General features: G+C 69.7%; 15 protein-coding genes and 1 pseudogene. 5 read left to right on the top strand and 11 right to left on the bottom strand.

The annotated features are described in order from the left end of the window. Positions 1 to 109: 109 nt before the first annotated feature. Genes bioB through AB0B90_RS37490 form a run of 4 tightly spaced genes read right to left on the bottom strand, consistent with a single transcriptional unit; the run spans position 110 to position 3,774 of the window. Entirely contained in the window at positions 110 to 1,105 is a 996-nt protein-coding gene (gene bioB / locus AB0B90_RS37505) for a biotin synthase BioB (protein ID WP_350949776.1), read from the bottom strand. Between the two features lie 37 nt (positions 1,106 to 1,142). Further along, entirely contained in the window at positions 1,143 to 1,865 is a 723-nt protein-coding gene (bioD, locus tag AB0B90_RS37500) for a dethiobiotin synthase (protein ID WP_350949775.1), read from the bottom strand. A 32-nt stretch (positions 1,866 to 1,897) separates the two neighbouring features. Further along, positions 1,898 to 2,617 carry a GntR family transcriptional regulator gene (locus AB0B90_RS37495; RefSeq protein ID WP_350949774.1) on the bottom strand — a complete coding sequence of 240 codons (720 nt, stop codon included), beginning with the start codon at positions 2,615 to 2,617 and terminating at the stop codon, positions 1,898 to 1,900. Next, positions 2,614 to 3,774, bottom strand: a complete 1,161-nt coding sequence (locus AB0B90_RS37490; RefSeq protein ID WP_350949773.1) for an 8-amino-7-oxononanoate synthase — start codon at positions 3,772 to 3,774, stop codon at positions 2,614 to 2,616. Before AB0B90_RS37490 ends, AB0B90_RS37495 begins: the two co-directional genes overlap by 4 nt. A gap of 68 nt (positions 3,775 to 3,842) precedes the next feature. On the opposite strand from AB0B90_RS37490, the gene AB0B90_RS37485 reads away from it, so the two are divergent. Beyond that, positions 3,843 to 5,306, top strand: coding sequence for a histidine kinase N-terminal domain-containing protein (locus AB0B90_RS37485; RefSeq protein WP_350949772.1), 1,464 nt, complete (start codon positions 3,843 to 3,845; stop codon positions 5,304 to 5,306). A 135-nt stretch (positions 5,307 to 5,441) separates the two neighbouring features. On the opposite strand, the gene AB0B90_RS37480 is transcribed toward AB0B90_RS37485, so the two are convergent. Both AB0B90_RS37480 and AB0B90_RS37475 read right to left on the bottom strand, forming a co-directional pair. After that, on the bottom strand, positions 5,442 to 5,696 hold the full coding sequence (locus tag AB0B90_RS37480) for a WhiB family transcriptional regulator (protein ID WP_350949771.1): 255 nt from the start codon (positions 5,694 to 5,696) through the stop codon (positions 5,442 to 5,444). 280 nt (positions 5,697 to 5,976) lie between these two features. Further along, on the bottom strand, positions 5,977 to 6,936 hold the full coding sequence (locus AB0B90_RS37475; protein ID WP_350949770.1) for a diacylglycerol kinase family protein: 960 nt from the start codon (positions 6,934 to 6,936) through the stop codon (positions 5,977 to 5,979). A gap of 178 nt (positions 6,937 to 7,114) precedes the next feature. Between AB0B90_RS37475 and AB0B90_RS37470 the strand changes: the two genes are divergently transcribed. Then, positions 7,115 to 7,510, top strand: a complete 396-nt coding sequence (locus AB0B90_RS37470; protein ID WP_350949769.1) for a hypothetical protein — start codon at positions 7,115 to 7,117, stop codon at positions 7,508 to 7,510. Here the strand turns inward: AB0B90_RS37470 and AB0B90_RS37465 are convergent. From AB0B90_RS37465 to sodN, 3 genes are all read right to left on the bottom strand, one after another. Further along, positions 7,507 to 8,286, bottom strand: coding sequence for an RNA polymerase sigma factor SigF (locus AB0B90_RS37465; RefSeq protein WP_344893659.1), 780 nt, complete (start codon positions 8,284 to 8,286; stop codon positions 7,507 to 7,509). The two genes, AB0B90_RS37470 and AB0B90_RS37465, sit on opposite strands and share 4 nt — an antisense overlap. 17 nt (positions 8,287 to 8,303) lie before the next feature. Next, the gene (locus AB0B90_RS37460; protein WP_350949768.1) at positions 8,304 to 8,729 is read right to left on the bottom strand and encodes an anti-sigma factor; all 426 of its coding nucleotides are present in this window, start codon (positions 8,727 to 8,729) and stop codon (positions 8,304 to 8,306) included. Between the two features lie 337 nt (positions 8,730 to 9,066). Further along, complete coding sequence (gene sodN, locus AB0B90_RS37455; protein WP_362926630.1) at positions 9,067 to 9,468, bottom strand: superoxide dismutase, Ni; 402 nt, start codon at positions 9,466 to 9,468, stop codon at positions 9,067 to 9,069. Between the two features lie 90 nt (positions 9,469 to 9,558). On the opposite strand from sodN, the gene AB0B90_RS37450 reads away from it, so the two are divergent. After that, the gene (locus AB0B90_RS37450; RefSeq protein ID WP_350949766.1) at positions 9,559 to 9,861 is read left to right on the top strand and encodes a S24 family peptidase; all 303 of its coding nucleotides are present in this window, start codon (positions 9,559 to 9,561) and stop codon (positions 9,859 to 9,861) included. 105 nt (positions 9,862 to 9,966) lie between these two features. Here AB0B90_RS37450 and AB0B90_RS37445 read toward each other — a convergent pair whose 3' ends face one another. Then, positions 9,967 to 10,497, bottom strand: coding sequence for a CGNR zinc finger domain-containing protein (locus tag AB0B90_RS37445; protein WP_350949765.1), 531 nt, complete (start codon positions 10,495 to 10,497; stop codon positions 9,967 to 9,969). Positions 10,498 to 10,766: 269 nt separating this feature from the next. On the opposite strand from AB0B90_RS37445, the gene AB0B90_RS37440 reads away from it, so the two are divergent. Continuing rightward, entirely contained in the window at positions 10,767 to 11,969 is a 1,203-nt protein-coding gene (locus tag AB0B90_RS37440; RefSeq protein WP_362926627.1) for an NADP-dependent malic enzyme, read from the top strand. A 304-nt stretch (positions 11,970 to 12,273) separates the two neighbouring features. Next, the gene (locus tag AB0B90_RS37435; RefSeq protein WP_362926625.1) at positions 12,274 to 13,680 is read left to right on the top strand and encodes a hypothetical protein; all 1,407 of its coding nucleotides are present in this window, start codon (positions 12,274 to 12,276) and stop codon (positions 13,678 to 13,680) included. A gap of 202 nt (positions 13,681 to 13,882) precedes the next feature. Here AB0B90_RS37435 and AB0B90_RS37430 read toward each other — a convergent pair. Further along, positions 13,883 to 14,866 (bottom strand): annotated as a pseudogene (locus AB0B90_RS37430) (hypothetical protein); the annotation flags it as partial.

Below are 14,866 nucleotides of genomic sequence, written 5' to 3'. Positions count from 1 at the left end.
CGGGGACCTTCGCGTCTCCGCGAGTCCGCGCGAAGCTCAGAGGTCAGCCGGGTCCGCGAGGCGGACCAGCCCTCGTCCGCGAGCCCGTCATCCGCGAGCCCGCGCGAGGTCAGAGGGTGTCGGAGAGCGCCTTGATGGGCATCTTGAGGTCCACCAGCAGGCCGAGGTCGGCTTCGGCCGTACGGCCGAGGGTGGTCAGGTAGTTGCCGACGATGATCGCGTTGATGCCGCCGAGCATGCCCTCACGGGTGCCCAGGTCGCCCAGGGTCAGCTCGCGGCCGCCCGCGTAGCGCAGGATCGTGCGGGGCAGCGCGAGCCTGAAGGTGGCGATCGTCCGGAGCGCCTCCGGCCCCTCCAGCAGCGGGAAGGACTCGAAGGGGGTGCCGGGGCGCGGGTTGAGGAAGTTCAGCGGGACCTCGTCGGGCGCCAGCTCGCCGAGCTGGCCGGCGAACTCGGCCCGCTGCTCCCGGGTCTCGCCCATGCCGACGATGCCGCCGCAGCACAGTTCCATCCCGGCCTCGCGCACCATCAGGCAGGTGTCCCAGCGCTCCTCCCAGGTGTGGGTGGTGACGACCTTCTCGAAGTGCGACCTCGCGGTCTCCAGGTTGTGGTTGTAGCGGTGCACGCCCATCTCGGCCAGCTCGTCGACCTGCTCCTGGGTGAGCATGCCGAGCGAGCACGCCACGTTGATGTCGACCGCCTCGCGGATCGCCTTCACCCCCTCGCGGACCTGGTCCATCAGGCGCCGGTCGGGACCCCGTACGGCGGCCACGATGCAGAACTCGGTGGCACCGGTCGCCGCGGTCTCCCTCGCGGCCTCGACCAGCGAGGGGATGTCGAGCCAGACGGCGCGGACCGGGGAGGAGAACTGCCCGGACTGCGAGCAGAAGTGGCAGTCCTCCGGGCAGCCGCCGGTCTTGAGGGAGACGATGCCCTCGACCTCCACCTCCGGGCCGCACCACTTCATCCGCACCTCGTGGGCGAGGGCGAGCAACTCGTCGAGACGGTCGTCGGGAAGCTCCAGGCAACGGAGCGCCTGCGCCGCGTCGAGCCCGCGGCCCTCCTCAAGCACCTGCGTCCGGGCGATCTCGAGGATGTCGCTCATCTGATACCTCCAGCGGGGAGATGGGCCGCGGCTACGGCTACGGGGAAAGCCTAAGGGTGGCCCGGAAGGAGGCGGGGTCGAAGCCCCCACCCAGCGTGGGGCCCAGCCCCGCGCGGGCCGCGCGGGCGAAGGCGTCGCGCTCCAGCAGCCCGGCTCGCTCGGGGAGGGCGCCCGCCAGCGGCCGGGCGGCCAGCATCTCCAGGTCCGCCACGTTGCTCCGCTCGGCGAGGCCGGGCTCGGCCGGCCAGGAGCCGATCACCACCCCGGCGGGCTCCAGCCCTCGGTGGGCCATCGCCTCCAGCGTCAGCGCGGTGTGGTTGAGGGTGCCGAGGCCGGCCCTGACCACCAGGAGGACCGGTGCCGAGAGCGCGCGGGCGAGGTCGGCGAGGGTCGCCCCCTCCTCGTCGAAGCGGACGAGCAGCCCGCCCGCACCCTCGACGATCACCAGCCGGTGCGAGGAGGCCAGCTCCTCGATCCGGGCCGCGGCCCGCGCGACGGAGACCGGCGGCAGGCCGGACAGGCGGGCCGCCGCCGCGGGGGAGAGCGCGGCGGGATACCTGGCCAGCTCGAAGGTCGTCCCCACCCCGGACAGCCGGATGACGTCGTCCATGTCGCCGGGGTCGGCGCCGGACACCCCGGTCTGCGCGGGCTTCACCACCGCGACCGAGGAGCCCCGCTCCCTGGCGAGCGAGGCCACCGCCGCGGTGACGACGGTCTTTCCCACCCCGGTGTCGGTCCCGGTGACCACGAGAATGCTCACCTGTCTCACCTTAGGCGCGGCTCGGGTTTGCCTCAGGGGCGGCGCAGGCGGGTGATGAACTTGTAGCGGTCTCCCCGGTACAGCGACTGGGCCCACTCGACCGGGTTGCCGTCCGCGTCGAAGGCGTGCCGGGTGAGCAGGAGCATCGGCAGGCCGACGTCCACACTGAGCACCTGCGCGTCGTACGGGGTGGCGAGCACGGTCTCTATGATCTCCTCGGCGTCGGTCAGCCGCACGTTGTACGCGTTGTACAGCGTCTCGTACAGCGAGGAGTGCATCTCCAGCTCCCGCCTGAGGCGGGGAAAGCGCCGGGCCGACAGGTGGGTGGTGTCGATCGACATCGGCTCGCCGTTGGCCAGGCGCAGCCGGTGCAGGCGCAGCACGCGGCCGCCGGCGTTGATCGCCAGGCGGCGGGCGAGCGCCTCGTCGGCGGTGACGTAGCTGATGTCGAGGATCTTGGTGTCGGGTTCGAGGCCGACGGTCCGCAGGTCCCCGGTGTAGGAGGTGAGCTGGAGGACCTGGGCGACCTTGGGTTGTGCGACGAACGTCCCCTTGCCCTGGATGCGCACCAGGCGGCCCTCGACCACGAGCTCGGACAGGGCCTGGCGCACGGTCGTGCGCGACGTCTCGAAGCGGACCGCGAGGGCCCGTTCCGGTGGCAGGGCGCTGCCTGCGGGCAGGCTCTTGGTGAGGCTGAGCAGGCTGCGCTTGACGTCGTAGTATTTCGGGATCCGCGGGGAGTCGTCGCTCACATGGTCACCTTCATCTCGGCCACGGCGGTGAGTGCACCCCGGATCACCGCTAGATCATCGGAACTCAGATTGGCCCGTGCCGTCAACCGCAGGCAAGAGCGGCCGACCGGCACCGAAGGCGGCCGGAAGCATCCGGCGCGCACCCCGTGTTCCGCGCAGACGAGGGCGGCCCGAAGCGCGGTCTCGGGCGGGCCGAGCACGATGGGGACGACCGCGCCCGCCGGATCGCCGGTCTCCAGGCCGAGATCGCGGGCCATCGCGGCCAACTCCCTCGCCCTGGTCCGGACAAGTCCCGGCAGTTCGGGCTGATGGTGAAGGATATCGACGGCGGCGAGTGCCGCCGCCACACTGCCCGGCGCGAGCCCGGTGTCGAAGATGAACGAGCGTCCCGTGTCCACGAGGGTCTGGATCACCTCGGGCGCGCCGAGCACGGCTCCGCCCTGCGATCCCAGGGACTTCGACAGTGTGATCGTTCTCACAACACCCGGTTCGGCCGCGAGCCCCGCGGCGTGCACCGCGCCCTGCCCACGAGCGCCGACGACCCCGATCGAGTGCGCCTCGTCGACGATCAACAGCGCGCCCTGGCGCACCGTCGCCGCGTGCAGTTCCTCAAGCGGCGCCAGGTCGCCGTCCACGGAGAAGATCGCGTCGGTGACCACGATCGCGTGCTCCTCGTCCCGGTCGGCGAGCGCCTTCTCCACCGCCACCGTGTCCCGGTGCGGAGCGACCACGACCCGTGAGCGCGACAGCCGGCAGGCGTCCACGATGGAGGCGTGGTTGCCCGCCTCGGAGACCACCAGGGCGTCCCTGCCCAGGGCCGCGACGGCGGCCAGGTTGGCCAGGTAGCCGGAGGAGAACACCAGGGCGCCCCGCGCGTCGGTGAAGGCGCGCAGGCGCGCCTCCAGGCGCGCGTGCAGGGCCGTGGAGCCCGTGACCAGGCGGGAGCCCGTGGAACCCGTGCCCCAGGCGCGGGTGGCCTCCACGGCCGCCTCGACCAGCCGCTCGTCCCTGGCCAGGCCGAGGTAGTCGTTGGAGGCCAGGTCGATCAGGCCGTCGTCGTCGGGTGTGCGGGCGCGCAGGACCCGACGCAGTCCCGCCGCCTCCCTCGTGGCCGCCGCCGTGCGGAACCGGGCCAGTGGGTCGGGGGTCTGCTCCATAGGCGGCATCTTTCCAGCCGGACTCACCCGATTCGCGTTCGGGCCTGCAAAGAACGCATGATGCACGGGTGCCGACTCTAAGCGACCTGGCGGTTCGTCACACCGCGCTCGACGATGCGGACCTTGAGTGGATGCACTCGCTGGTGTCCGACTGGCAGCTCCTCGCCGACCTTTCCTTCGCGGACCTGATCTTGTGGATCCCCCTGAAGGAGGGCACGGGCTGGATCGCGATCGCGCAGATGAGGCCCACCACGGGGCCGACGGTCTACCACGACGACATCGTGGGCATGACGGCGGCCAAGGGGGAGAGGCCGCTCCTGGAGACCGCCTGGAACGAGCGGCGCATCTGCCGCGAGGGCGATCCCGACTGGTCGAGCGGGGTGCCGGTCCGCGAGGAGACCATTCCGGTGCGGAGGGCCGACCACTTCCTGGGCGTCATCCAGCGCTCGACGAACCTCTCCTCCGCGCGCACCCCCTCCCGGTTGGAGCTGACCTACCTGCAGAGCGCCTCCGACCTGGCCCAGATGGTGGCCGAGGGCCGTTTCCCGTTCTCCGGCGCCGAGCCGATCCTGGTCCGCTCGCCGAGGGTGGGCGACGGGCTGCTCAGGCTCGACCGGGCGGGCCGTGTCACGTACGCCTCGCCGAACGCGCTGTCGGCCTACCGGCGGCTGGGCCTCAACGCCGATCTGGTCGGCGCGGAGCTGGGCCGTACGACCGCGACGCTCTGCTACTCCGACGAGCCCATCAACGAGAACCTGATGCTCGTCGCGAGCGGGCGGGAGCCCAAGGAGACGGAGGTGGAGTCGGGCGGCACGGTGGTGCAGCTGCGGGCGATCCCGCTGGTCGTCGGCGGCGGGAGGATCGGCGCGCTGGTGCTCATCAGGGACGTGACCGAGCTGCGGCGCCGCGAGCGGGAGCTGATGACCAAGGACGCCACCATCAAGGAGATCCACCACCGGGTGAAGAACAACCTGCAGACCGTGGCCGCGCTGCTGCGACTCCAGGCCAGGCGGATGCAGCTGCCGGAGGGCAGGGAGGCGCTGGAGGAGGCGGTGCGCAGGGTCGGGTCGATCGCGATCGTGCACGAGACGCTCTCGCACACGCCCGAGGAACAGGTCGACTTCGACGACATCGCCGACCGGGTGATCGCGATGACGGGGGAGGTCGCGGCCCCTGAGGCGCAGGTGGTGCCGTCCCGCGTCGGGGCGTTCGGGGTGTTGCGCTCGGAGATCGCGACGCCGCTCGCGATGGTCCTCACCGAACTGCTGCAGAACGCGGTTCAGCACGGGCTGGCGCACCGTCAGGGCAAGCTCCAAGTGATCGTGTCACGCGGGGCCGAGCGGCTGGATGTGATCGTGTCCGACGACGGCAGCGGGCTGCCGGAGGACTTCGATCTCGACCAGGCCACCAGTCTCGGCCTGCAGATCGTCCGTACCCTGGTGGTGGGCGAGCTGTCCGGGCGTCTCGCCATCGAGCCACGCCAGGGAGGCGGGACCGAGGTGAGCCTGAGCATCCCCCTCCCCGCGGTCTGAGCGGGGGAGGGGGAGCACGTCGGGTCGCGTTCTCGCGAGGGGACGTGCTTGTCGCCCGAGGCGGAAAGAGGGCTCACCGGGCCGGGGACGTGCTCGTCGCCCGGCCGGGGGAGACGGAAGGGTGGGCGCGGAGGGTCAGACGCTCGCGCGGGCGCGGGCACGAGCCGTGCGTCGCTTGAGCGCGCGTCGCTCGTCCTCGCTCAGGCCGCCCCAGACACCGGCGTCCTGCCCGGATTCCAGGGCCCACTTCAGGCATGCTTCGCTGATGCTGCACGTACCGCAGACCTGCTTGGCTTCCTCGATCTGCATCAGGGCGGGGCCGGTGTTGCCGATCGGGAAGAACAGCTCGGGGTCCACGTCACGGCAGGCGGCTCGGTGGCGCCAGTCCATGCGTCCACTCCTTCGTATGAGGAGCCCTTGCGTCGGCTCCAGCGGCTCACTTTGTGAAGGGTTTCACTAATCAGCGCGAACGGATCCCCGGTCCGTGGTCCGGATCGGGGGACTGTCCGCTTGATCGCCGGTGGCCTGGGAGCGAGGTGGCCGCTCAAAGGTCCTACGTTCCGACGTCATCTTGAGATTGTCAGCCACGCTTAGTACACGCAAGAGGTTTGGGGGAACGTTTTGCCTGAAATGGATGTCGGATGCGTCACACAGGCTCGCACGTAACCGATTAGACCAAGACCTGTAACGCGTCGGGGATAGAACGGAACGTTATTCGTTCGACCTCTCCCAGGTAGTCGCCGTCCAGCTGGAACGCCACGGGGCGCCCGGCGCTCAGGGTGAACTCCTTCTCGTCGTGGAGCTGCACCAGGTGGCGACCCGTCGGCAGCGTGTCGCGCTCACCGAGGATCTGGGGCATCAGCTGGAGCATGAAGGGCAGGCCGAGACGCTGCAGGCCCAGGAGGTCGAGCCCGGTCTCGAAGCTCGCCCACGGGGTCGGGGAGACCGGCCGAGGGCCGATGTAGGACCACGGGGAGGTGTTGGAGACGACGGCCATGAAGATGCCGCCGGTCCGCGGCACCTCGGGGCCCTCGACGGTCATCGGCGGGTGACGTTTGTCGGTCGACAGATAGTGGTGTAACGCGGTGTTCACATAGCGGGTGGGTGTCGCCTTGCGGCCGGTGCCCCGCATCCCCTCGACCGCCCTGATCACCTCGGCGTCGTACCCCAGACCACTACAGAACGTGAAATATCTACTGTGGTCACCCCAGATCGCCTGACCGAGTCCGACGGTCCGCCTCCGGTCGTCGCGGATCGCCTCCAGGATCGCCCCCATCGCCTCGACCGGGTCGTTCGGCAGGCCCAGGGCCCTCGCGAAGACGTTCGCGCTGCCACCGGGGATCGCGAGCAGCGCGGGCCTGTCGATCGAGCTGCCCTCGTCGCCGGCCTTGCCGTCCACCGGGTCGAGCAGCCCGTTCACCGCCTCGTTGATGGTGCCGTCACCGCCCAGCACGGCCACCGCGTCGTAGCCGGAGGCGTGCGCCTTGCGGGAGAGCCGCATCGCGTGCCCCCGGTAGGCCGTCTCCTCGACGGTGAGGTTCATCGTCGCGCTCAGCGCTCTGATGAGAACGTCCCTGGTTCGCTGGTTGGTCGTCGTCGCCTTCGGATTCACCAGGAGCATCGCGCGCATGACCTCAGCGTATCCGCCGGAAACCGGGCTGAGGCGGCGGAAGGAGAAGGCCGATGCGCGGGGACGGAGAACGGCGTGGGGAGACTGTGAGGGGACTGCAGGAGAACTGCGGGGGACGGGGAACGGGGCCGGGGTGGGGGAAGAGCCGGGCGGCCATACCCGGCGATAGGGTTGCCCCGTGTCGAACCGTCCGATGACCCTCACCGTCGCCGCCGCCGTCATGGCACTGGAAGGCGCGACCGTCCTGCTCCTCGGCGGCTACGCCGGAGTGGAGACGGTGATCGGCCGGCCGTCCGACCTGATGACCTCGATCGCCGTCGCCGCGTTCGGGATCATCATCGGCGCGGCCCTGCTCTGGGTCGGCTGGGGAATGCTCCACTCGGAGCGATGGTCGCGGAGCCCGGGGGTGCTGACGCAGATCTTCGCCATCCCGGTCTCGGTCACGATGATCCAGTCCGACCAGCGGGTGATCGGCGTCTCGCTGATCCTCCTCGCGGTGATCGGACTGGTCACGCTGCTGTCCCCGCCGACGACACACGCCCTCTACGGAGACCACGACCAGCCCCCTCGCTAGTCGTCGACGGTGAGGCCCTCCCGGAGCTGGGCGAGGGTCCTGGCGAGCAACCGGGACACGTGCATCTGGGAGATGCCGAGCTCGGTGGCGATCTGCGACTGCGTCATGTTGCCGAAGAAACGCAGCAGCAGGATCCGCTTCTCACGCGGGGGCAGCCGCTCCAGCAGGGGCTTGAGCGACTCGCGGTATTCGACGCCCTCCAGGGAGTCGTCCACGATCCCGAGGGAGTCGGCCACCGCCGGCGCGTCGTCGTCGCCGGAGTCGGGCGCGTCGAGGGAGACCGTGGAGTAGGCGTTGGCCGACTCCAGCCCTTCGAGCACCTCCTCCTCGCTCATCTTCAGGAACGCGGCCAGCTCGGCCACGGTCGGCGCGCGCCCCTCCCGCTGGGAGAGCTCGCTGATCGCCTTGGTGAGCGAGAGCTTGAGCTCCTGCAGGCGGCGCGGCACGCGGACCGCCCAGCCCTTGTCGCGGAAGTGGCGTTTGATCTCGCCCACGATCGTCGGGGTCGCGTAGGTGGAGAACTCCACCCCGCGGCCGAGATCGAAGCGGTCGATCGACTTGATCAGCCCGATGGTCGCGACCTGGGTGAGGTCGTCCAGCCACTCACCCCGGTTGCGGAACCGGCGGGCGAGGTATTCGACGAGGGGAAGGTGGAGCTCGACGAGCTCGTCGCGAATGCGCTGACGCCGCGGGTCGTCGGAGGTCAACTCCACCAGTTCCGCGAAGAGCAGGCGCGCACGCACCCGGTCGGGCACCGCGTGGTCGCTGGCGGCCATGGCACGAGTCCTTTCCGTCACGCCGGCCTCGCCGCGCCTCGGCGCTTGCGGAGGACGATCGCCATACGGTCGGGGGAGTCGGTTACGGCATCCACATCGTCAGCCAGGGCGGTGAGCACCATCCACGCGAAGTCGTCGCGCTTCGGAGGGGTGCTCCCCACTGTGCTGACCTCGACCCGCACTTTCATCAGCTGCCCGGTGAGCTCGAACTCGGCGGTCAGATCTGTGCCGGGAACAGCCTGGGTCAGCAGCATCGCACACGCCTCGTCGACCGCGATCCGAAGATCCTCGATCTCGTCCAGCGTGAAGTCCAGCCGTACGGCGAGTGCGGCTGTCGCCGTACGCAGCACGGACAGATAGGCGCTCGTCGCCGGCAGCCGGACGCTCACCACGTCACGGATCCCGCCCACGCCGACCGCGGGCGCCTCGGTGTGTTCGGTCACGTTCCTCCTCGCAGAGTCGCTGACTGCAACCTACAGCCCTGAGACGGTGGTTGGCCCGCTTGGACTCGCGATCGGGGCGATTTGCCACCGTCAAGAGCCCATGAAGATACGCAAATAGGGCACTGTTTTTAATGACGGCTCCGACGCATCGCGGTCCTGGGCGGTGGCCGTACGGCGCCGACGTGCCGGTGTTCGGCCCGCCGGACGACCGGCGTCGGGGCCGGACGCCGTGACGGCGGCCCTCCTCGCGGGCCCCGATCCGGATCAAGGGGGTGTCCCGGGGACGTCTCCTCGATCCGGATCACCGGTGCCCTCTCACGACATCGTTGTGAGGGTTTTAAGCGGCCTTGGTCTCCCAGAAGATCTTGGAGATGTCGTCGATCTTGCCGAGGAGCTCGTCGGCCTTGGCGACGTCGAGCGTGCCCTTGCCGCCGGCCGCGCCCGCGAGCTTGGTGGCCTCCCAGAACAGCTGGTGCAGCTGCGGGTAGGTCTCCAGGTGCGGGGGCTTGAAGTAGTCGGTCCACAGCACCCACAGGTGGTGCTTGACCAGCTCGGCCCGCTCCTCCTTGATGGTGAGCGCGCGGGAGCGGAAGACCGGGTCCTCGTTCGCCGCGTACTTCTCCATGATGGCCTTGACGGACTCGGCCTCGATGCGGGCCTGGGCCGGGTCGTACACACCGCAGGGCAGGTCGCAGTGCGCGGAGGCGATGTGCTTGGGGCGCATAAGTCGTGCGAGCATCGGAAATCCTTCCTTGATGCCAGGTTCAGAATGGTCCGGTTAACGACCTTACTCGTCTCCGAATGCCCGCGTGGGAGGGGGTTACGCTCGATGAGAGTCCGTGTCGCGGGCGAGTCGATGTTGCCCGCGTTGCGGCCGGGAGACTGGCTCTGGGTGCGGCGCGGCGCGGTCGTGCGGCCCGGTGACCTGGTCGTCGCCCGGCTGCCGTCCGACCCCGCCGTGCTCATCGTCAAGCGCGCCGCGTGGGAGGCGGACGGCGGTTGGTGGCTGGAGAGCGACAACCAGCGCGCGCCGGGGCGGCGCGACAGCTGGGACTTCGGGGCGCTGCCCGCGTCCGCGATCGTCGGCCGGGTGGTGCTGCGCTACTGGCCGGGCCTCTGGCGGGCCGGGTAGGCCGTCCGGCGGCTCTGGTGGGACGTCCCCTGACCCTGACCGGGTTTTCCTGGTTTCCGCTGGTCGGGACGGCTGTTCCCCGCGGGGGTTTCCCGGTCGGAGCCGCTAGCCGACGACCTTCTGGCGGGCACGGTAGGCGGCGACGTTGGCCCGGCTGGCGCACCGCTCGGAGCAGTAGCGGCGCGACCGGTTGGAGGAGGTGTCGAGATAGGCCCTGCGGCAGGGCGGCGCCTGGCAGAGGCCGAGCCGGTCGACGCCGAGGTCGGTGATCATGGTGGCGAGTCCCATCACCGCGCCCACCGCGTACTGGTCGGCCATCCGGCCCCCCTCGGTGAGGTGCATGTGCCAGCGCTCGCCGTCGTGACCGGAGATCTGCGGCTGGACCGGGTGGTGGATGAGCAGCGAGTTGAGCCGGTCGACCACCGCCTCCTCGTCGCCGGCCTCCGCGGTCTCGAACACGATCATCAGCTCCTCGCGCAGGTCGCGCAGGGCCTCCAGGTCACTCCTGGTGATCCGGCAGCCTGGCCGGTAGCGGCCGCCCTCTTCCAGAAGCAGACGCAGCCCTTCGAGGCCGGTGAGCCGGTCGGGGCTGTTGATCAGTAGTACGGCCAGCTCCGCGTAGGAGGTGAGGTCCATCTGGGGATCCGTCGATGTAAGAGGCGGCATGGATTTCGAGTATTACACGATGTGGTGAGGCTAACACCCGGACGGCGAAAGTGAGTGGACTTCCTCCAGCGGAGGCAGTCTCAACATGTGGCACAATCGAGCAACGGGTGACCCCCGTACCCCTCCTGGCGACCGTGCCCAGTGAGCAGGCCCCGAGCGGCTACCGAAGCCCGGGACGGCTCCTCCGGCCGCCTCCGAAGGAAACATCCGTCTGTCTGACATGAACTACAGGGGTCGCTGTGGCCGTCACGCCATCCTCCGTCTCTCTCGAATCTCTCGATGCCCTCGATCTGGATCCGGCCTTCGCCCTGCACCGCGGCGGCAAGCTGGAGGTCCGCTCCACCGTCCCGGTCCGCGACGCCGACGACCTGGCACTCGCCTACACGCCGGGTGTGGCCAGGGTCTGCAGCGCGATCGCCGACGAGCCCGAGCTGGCCAAGGACTACACCTGGATCTCCAACGTGGTCGCCGTGGTCTCCGACGGCACCGCGGTGCTCGGTCTCGGAGACATCGGGCCCGCCGCCGCCATGCCGGTGATGGAGGGCAAGGCGCTGCTGTTCAAGCAGTTCGCGAACGTCGACGCGGTGCCCATCTGCCTCGACTGCACCGATGTGGACGCGCTGGTCGAGACGATCGTCCGGCTCGCCCCCTCCTTCGGCGGGATCAACCTCGAGGACATCAGCGCGCCCCGCTGCTTCGAGGTCGAGGCGCGGCTGCGCGAGATCCTCGACATCCCCGTCTTCCACGACGACCAGCACGGTACCGCGATCGTCGCGCTGGCCGCGCTGAAGAACGCCGCACGGCTGACCGGCCGCTCGCTGGAAGACCTGCGGGTTGTGGTCGCCGGCGCCGGCGCCTCCGGGATCGCGGTGAGCAGGATCCTCCTCAACGCCGGCATCGGCGACATCGCGGTCGCCGACTCCAAGGGGCTCATCCACGAGGGCCGCGACGGGCTCAACCCGATCAAGGAGGCCCTGGCGCGCGACAGCAACCGGGCGGGCCTGCGCGGTTCCACCGAGCAGGCGCTCGCGGGGGCCGACGTGTTCGTCGGGCTGTCGGGCTCGACGGTCTCGGAGGAGGCGATCGCGTCGATGGCCTCGGAGTCGATCGTCTTCGCGCTGTCCAACCCCACTCCCGAGGTGCGGCCGGAGATCGCGCGCAAGTACGCGCGGGTGGTCGCGACCGGCCGCTCCGACTTCCCCAACCAGATCAACAACGTGCTCGCCTTCCCCGGCGTCTTCCGCGGGGCGCTCGACGTGCGCGCCACCACGATCACCGAGAACATGAAGGTCGCCGCGGCCGAGGCGCTCGCCGGGGTGGTCGCGGACGACGACCTCTCGGCCGACTACGTGATTCCCAGCCCGTTCGACGAGCGCGTGGCCCCGGCGGTCATCGCCGCGGTCGCCACGCAGGCCCGTGCCGACGGGGTCGCCCGCCTCTAGGAGACACCGCACAGGTCACGGACGGTTCCCGGATCGGAGAGGTCGCTCGCCTCCGGGGGCACCTCGTCGGAGGGGCCGCTCGGCTCCAGGGACACCTCACCGGCAGCGTGATCACCGACGCCCCTCGCCCGAACGGCGAGGGGCGTCGGTGCTTTCCGGAAACCCCGACGTTCGTCACGGATCGTGCTATAAAAAGAGCCCTCAGTTACCTATGTACGTAAGGCGTGCATCAGGTGGCCGGTGCGCGCACGGCCGGATCGCGCGCGTCGTCGGCACGCAGACGGTTCTCGCGGTGAGGGGAGCTATGGAACGCGAGCCCAACCGACTACTCCAGAGGCTCATCGCCGAGGCGGGCTTCACCCACAAGGGGCTGGCCCGCCGGCTCAACGATCTCGGCGCGGCTCGTGGCCTGTCCGGTCTGAGGTACGACCACAGTTCCGTGCTGCGCTGGATCGCGGGCCAACGGCCCAGGGACCCGGTCACCGGACTGCTCGCCGAGATCTTCGCGCTCCGGCTCGGCAGGGCCGTGAGCCCCGAGGATCTCGGCCTGTCGGCCGTTCTGACGCCGCTCGACCTCGGGCAGGAGTTCGACCACACGTGGCAGGAGGGAATCTCGACCGTGACAGCACTGTGGCGCGGGGACGTGGAGAGACGCAGGTTCTTACTCGACTCCACCTTCGCGATCGGGGCCGGGTCCGCCGGGGCGGTGCGCTGGCTCACCCTTCCGTTGGAGGGCCGCCCCGAGGGGCAGGGCACCCGGCGCGTCGGCATGGACGACATCGCGGCGATCCGGGAGGTCACCCGGTCTTTCGGGGAGCTGGACAACAGGTTCGGCGGCGGAAGAGTCCGTCCCGCTGTCGTGAAATATCTGGACACGTCGGTCGCGCCGCTCCTCGCCGACGGCTCGTACGCCGAGAACACCGGCAAGGCGCTGGCCTCGGCCGCCGCCGAGCTGACCCGGCTGGCCGGATGGATGGCCTACGACCTGGAGCAGCACGGCCTGGCCCAGCGCTACCTGATCCAGGCACTGCGCCTGGCGCGCGGGGCGGGCGACCACGGGCTCGGCGGCGAGATCCTCGCGGGGATGAGCCACCAGGCCGTATACATAGGACAGCCCGCCCACGCGCTCGACCTGGCCAGGGCGGCCCAACTCTCGGCCCGGCGGGCGGGGATCTTCGCGCTGCTCGCCGAGACGCACGTGCTGGAGGCCCACGCGCACGCGGCACTGGACGACCGCGCGGCGTGCGCGAGCTCCCTCCACGAGGCCGAGCTCTCCTTCGACCGGCGCAGGGCCGGCCACGAGCCCGACTGGATCTCCTACTTCGACGAGGCCTACCTGGCGGCGAAGATCGCGCACTGCGGGAGACGGGCCGGGCACGGTGGGGCACGCGAGACGCTCGCTGGAGATGGACGGGCGCTACGTACGCGGGCGGATGTTCAACCTGTCGCTGCTCTCGGCCGGACTGCTCGCCTCGGGGGAGTTGGAGGAGGCCTGTTCCGTCGCGGTGGAGGCGCTGGAGCTGGCGAAGGGCCTGGAGTCGGCCAGGACGCGGTCGTACGTCGCCGACCTGCGGCGCAGGCTGGAGCCCTACGCCGCCGAGCGGTCGGTGGTGGAGCTGAACGAGCGGGTGAGGGAGCTCGACTCCGCCTGAGCTCGATCTTCACTGAGCGCCGTCCCGTTGGCGCGGCCCTCGTGAGGAGGTTCTTGTGAAGGGGGAGAGGCGTTCTCTCAGAGGCCGGCTGCTGTCTGCACGCTCGGGGAGCCCGCTGCGAGAAGACCGGATTCGGTGGGGGAATGGCCGAGGGGGGTCCGGCTGGTGCCGGACCCCCCTCGGGTGATGCTTTGGGTGGAGCTGGTGTTGCTGTGGGTCTGAGGTTTGGACCCTCAGGCCCGGGTGATCGTCAGGAAGCTACTACTTCTTGACGATCGAGCCCGACCACACCGCGGCGGCCTTCTTGTAGATGACCGCGGTCTCACCGTCGAAGTACGGCGAGGTGATGAGGTCGTAGCGACCGTTGCTGTCCTGGTCACCGAAGAGGCTGGTGACACCGTTGACGTAGCCCAGACGCTTGGCGTTGCTGTACTTGGCGAGCCAGGGGCCACCGTCGGCGCCGGGGGTGAAGGAGCTCTTGAGGCCAACGTGCTCCTCAACCTTCGTGGCGGCCTGGACGTACTTCTGGGCGTTGGTCTTGCCGTAGGTCCACTTCGGCGTAACGCCGGTGTAGGCCTTGTTGCCGTCGGGGTGCGCGTCGGCCGGGTAGCCGAACACGAACACCGTCTGCTGGGGCTTCTGGTTCCAGGTGAAGCCCTGGCCGCCGACGTTGTCACCGAGCTTGCCGACATCGGCGATCGGGGTGATGAAGTGGCGGAAGATCACGTACTTGACGGACTCCGTGTTCTTCGTGTACTTGATCACGAAGTACTCGGTGATGGTGTAGTTGCCCTTACCATCGGTCGCCTTGTAGCCAAGACCCTTGTAGTTGTCGTACTCGGTCTTGGTCACGTCGGTGGTCTTCGACGCGAGCTTGGAGCCCGCAGCCGGCCAGTGCTGCTTGGAGAGCTGGCTCCAGCCGTTGCCGACCTTCTTGTAGACCTTGCCGCCCAGAACACCGTAGGTGGAGCTCTCGACCTTCTCCCACGTCCACTTGTCGACCTCGACGGAGATCGGGGAAGCGTCGGCGTGGTTGGGGCCGACCTCGTCGGACGCCTTGACGTCCTCGACCTTGCCGATGTAACCCTTCTGGGTCAGCTTGTCGTAGGTCTCGAAGTCCTTGACTTCCTCGGCCTTCTCGTACTTCTGGCCGTCGTAGGCCTGGAACTCCTTGTAGGTGACTTCCTTGGCGCCGCCACCGATCTGGACACCGTTGTACACGGTCACGAACGCGTAGTCGCGGTC

It is taken from the genome of Streptosporangium sp. NPDC049078, from assembly GCF_040648855.1.
GTDB lineage: Bacteria > Actinomycetota > Actinomycetes > Streptosporangiales > Streptosporangiaceae > Streptosporangium.
This window is presented reverse-complemented; position numbering and strand designations above follow the sequence as displayed.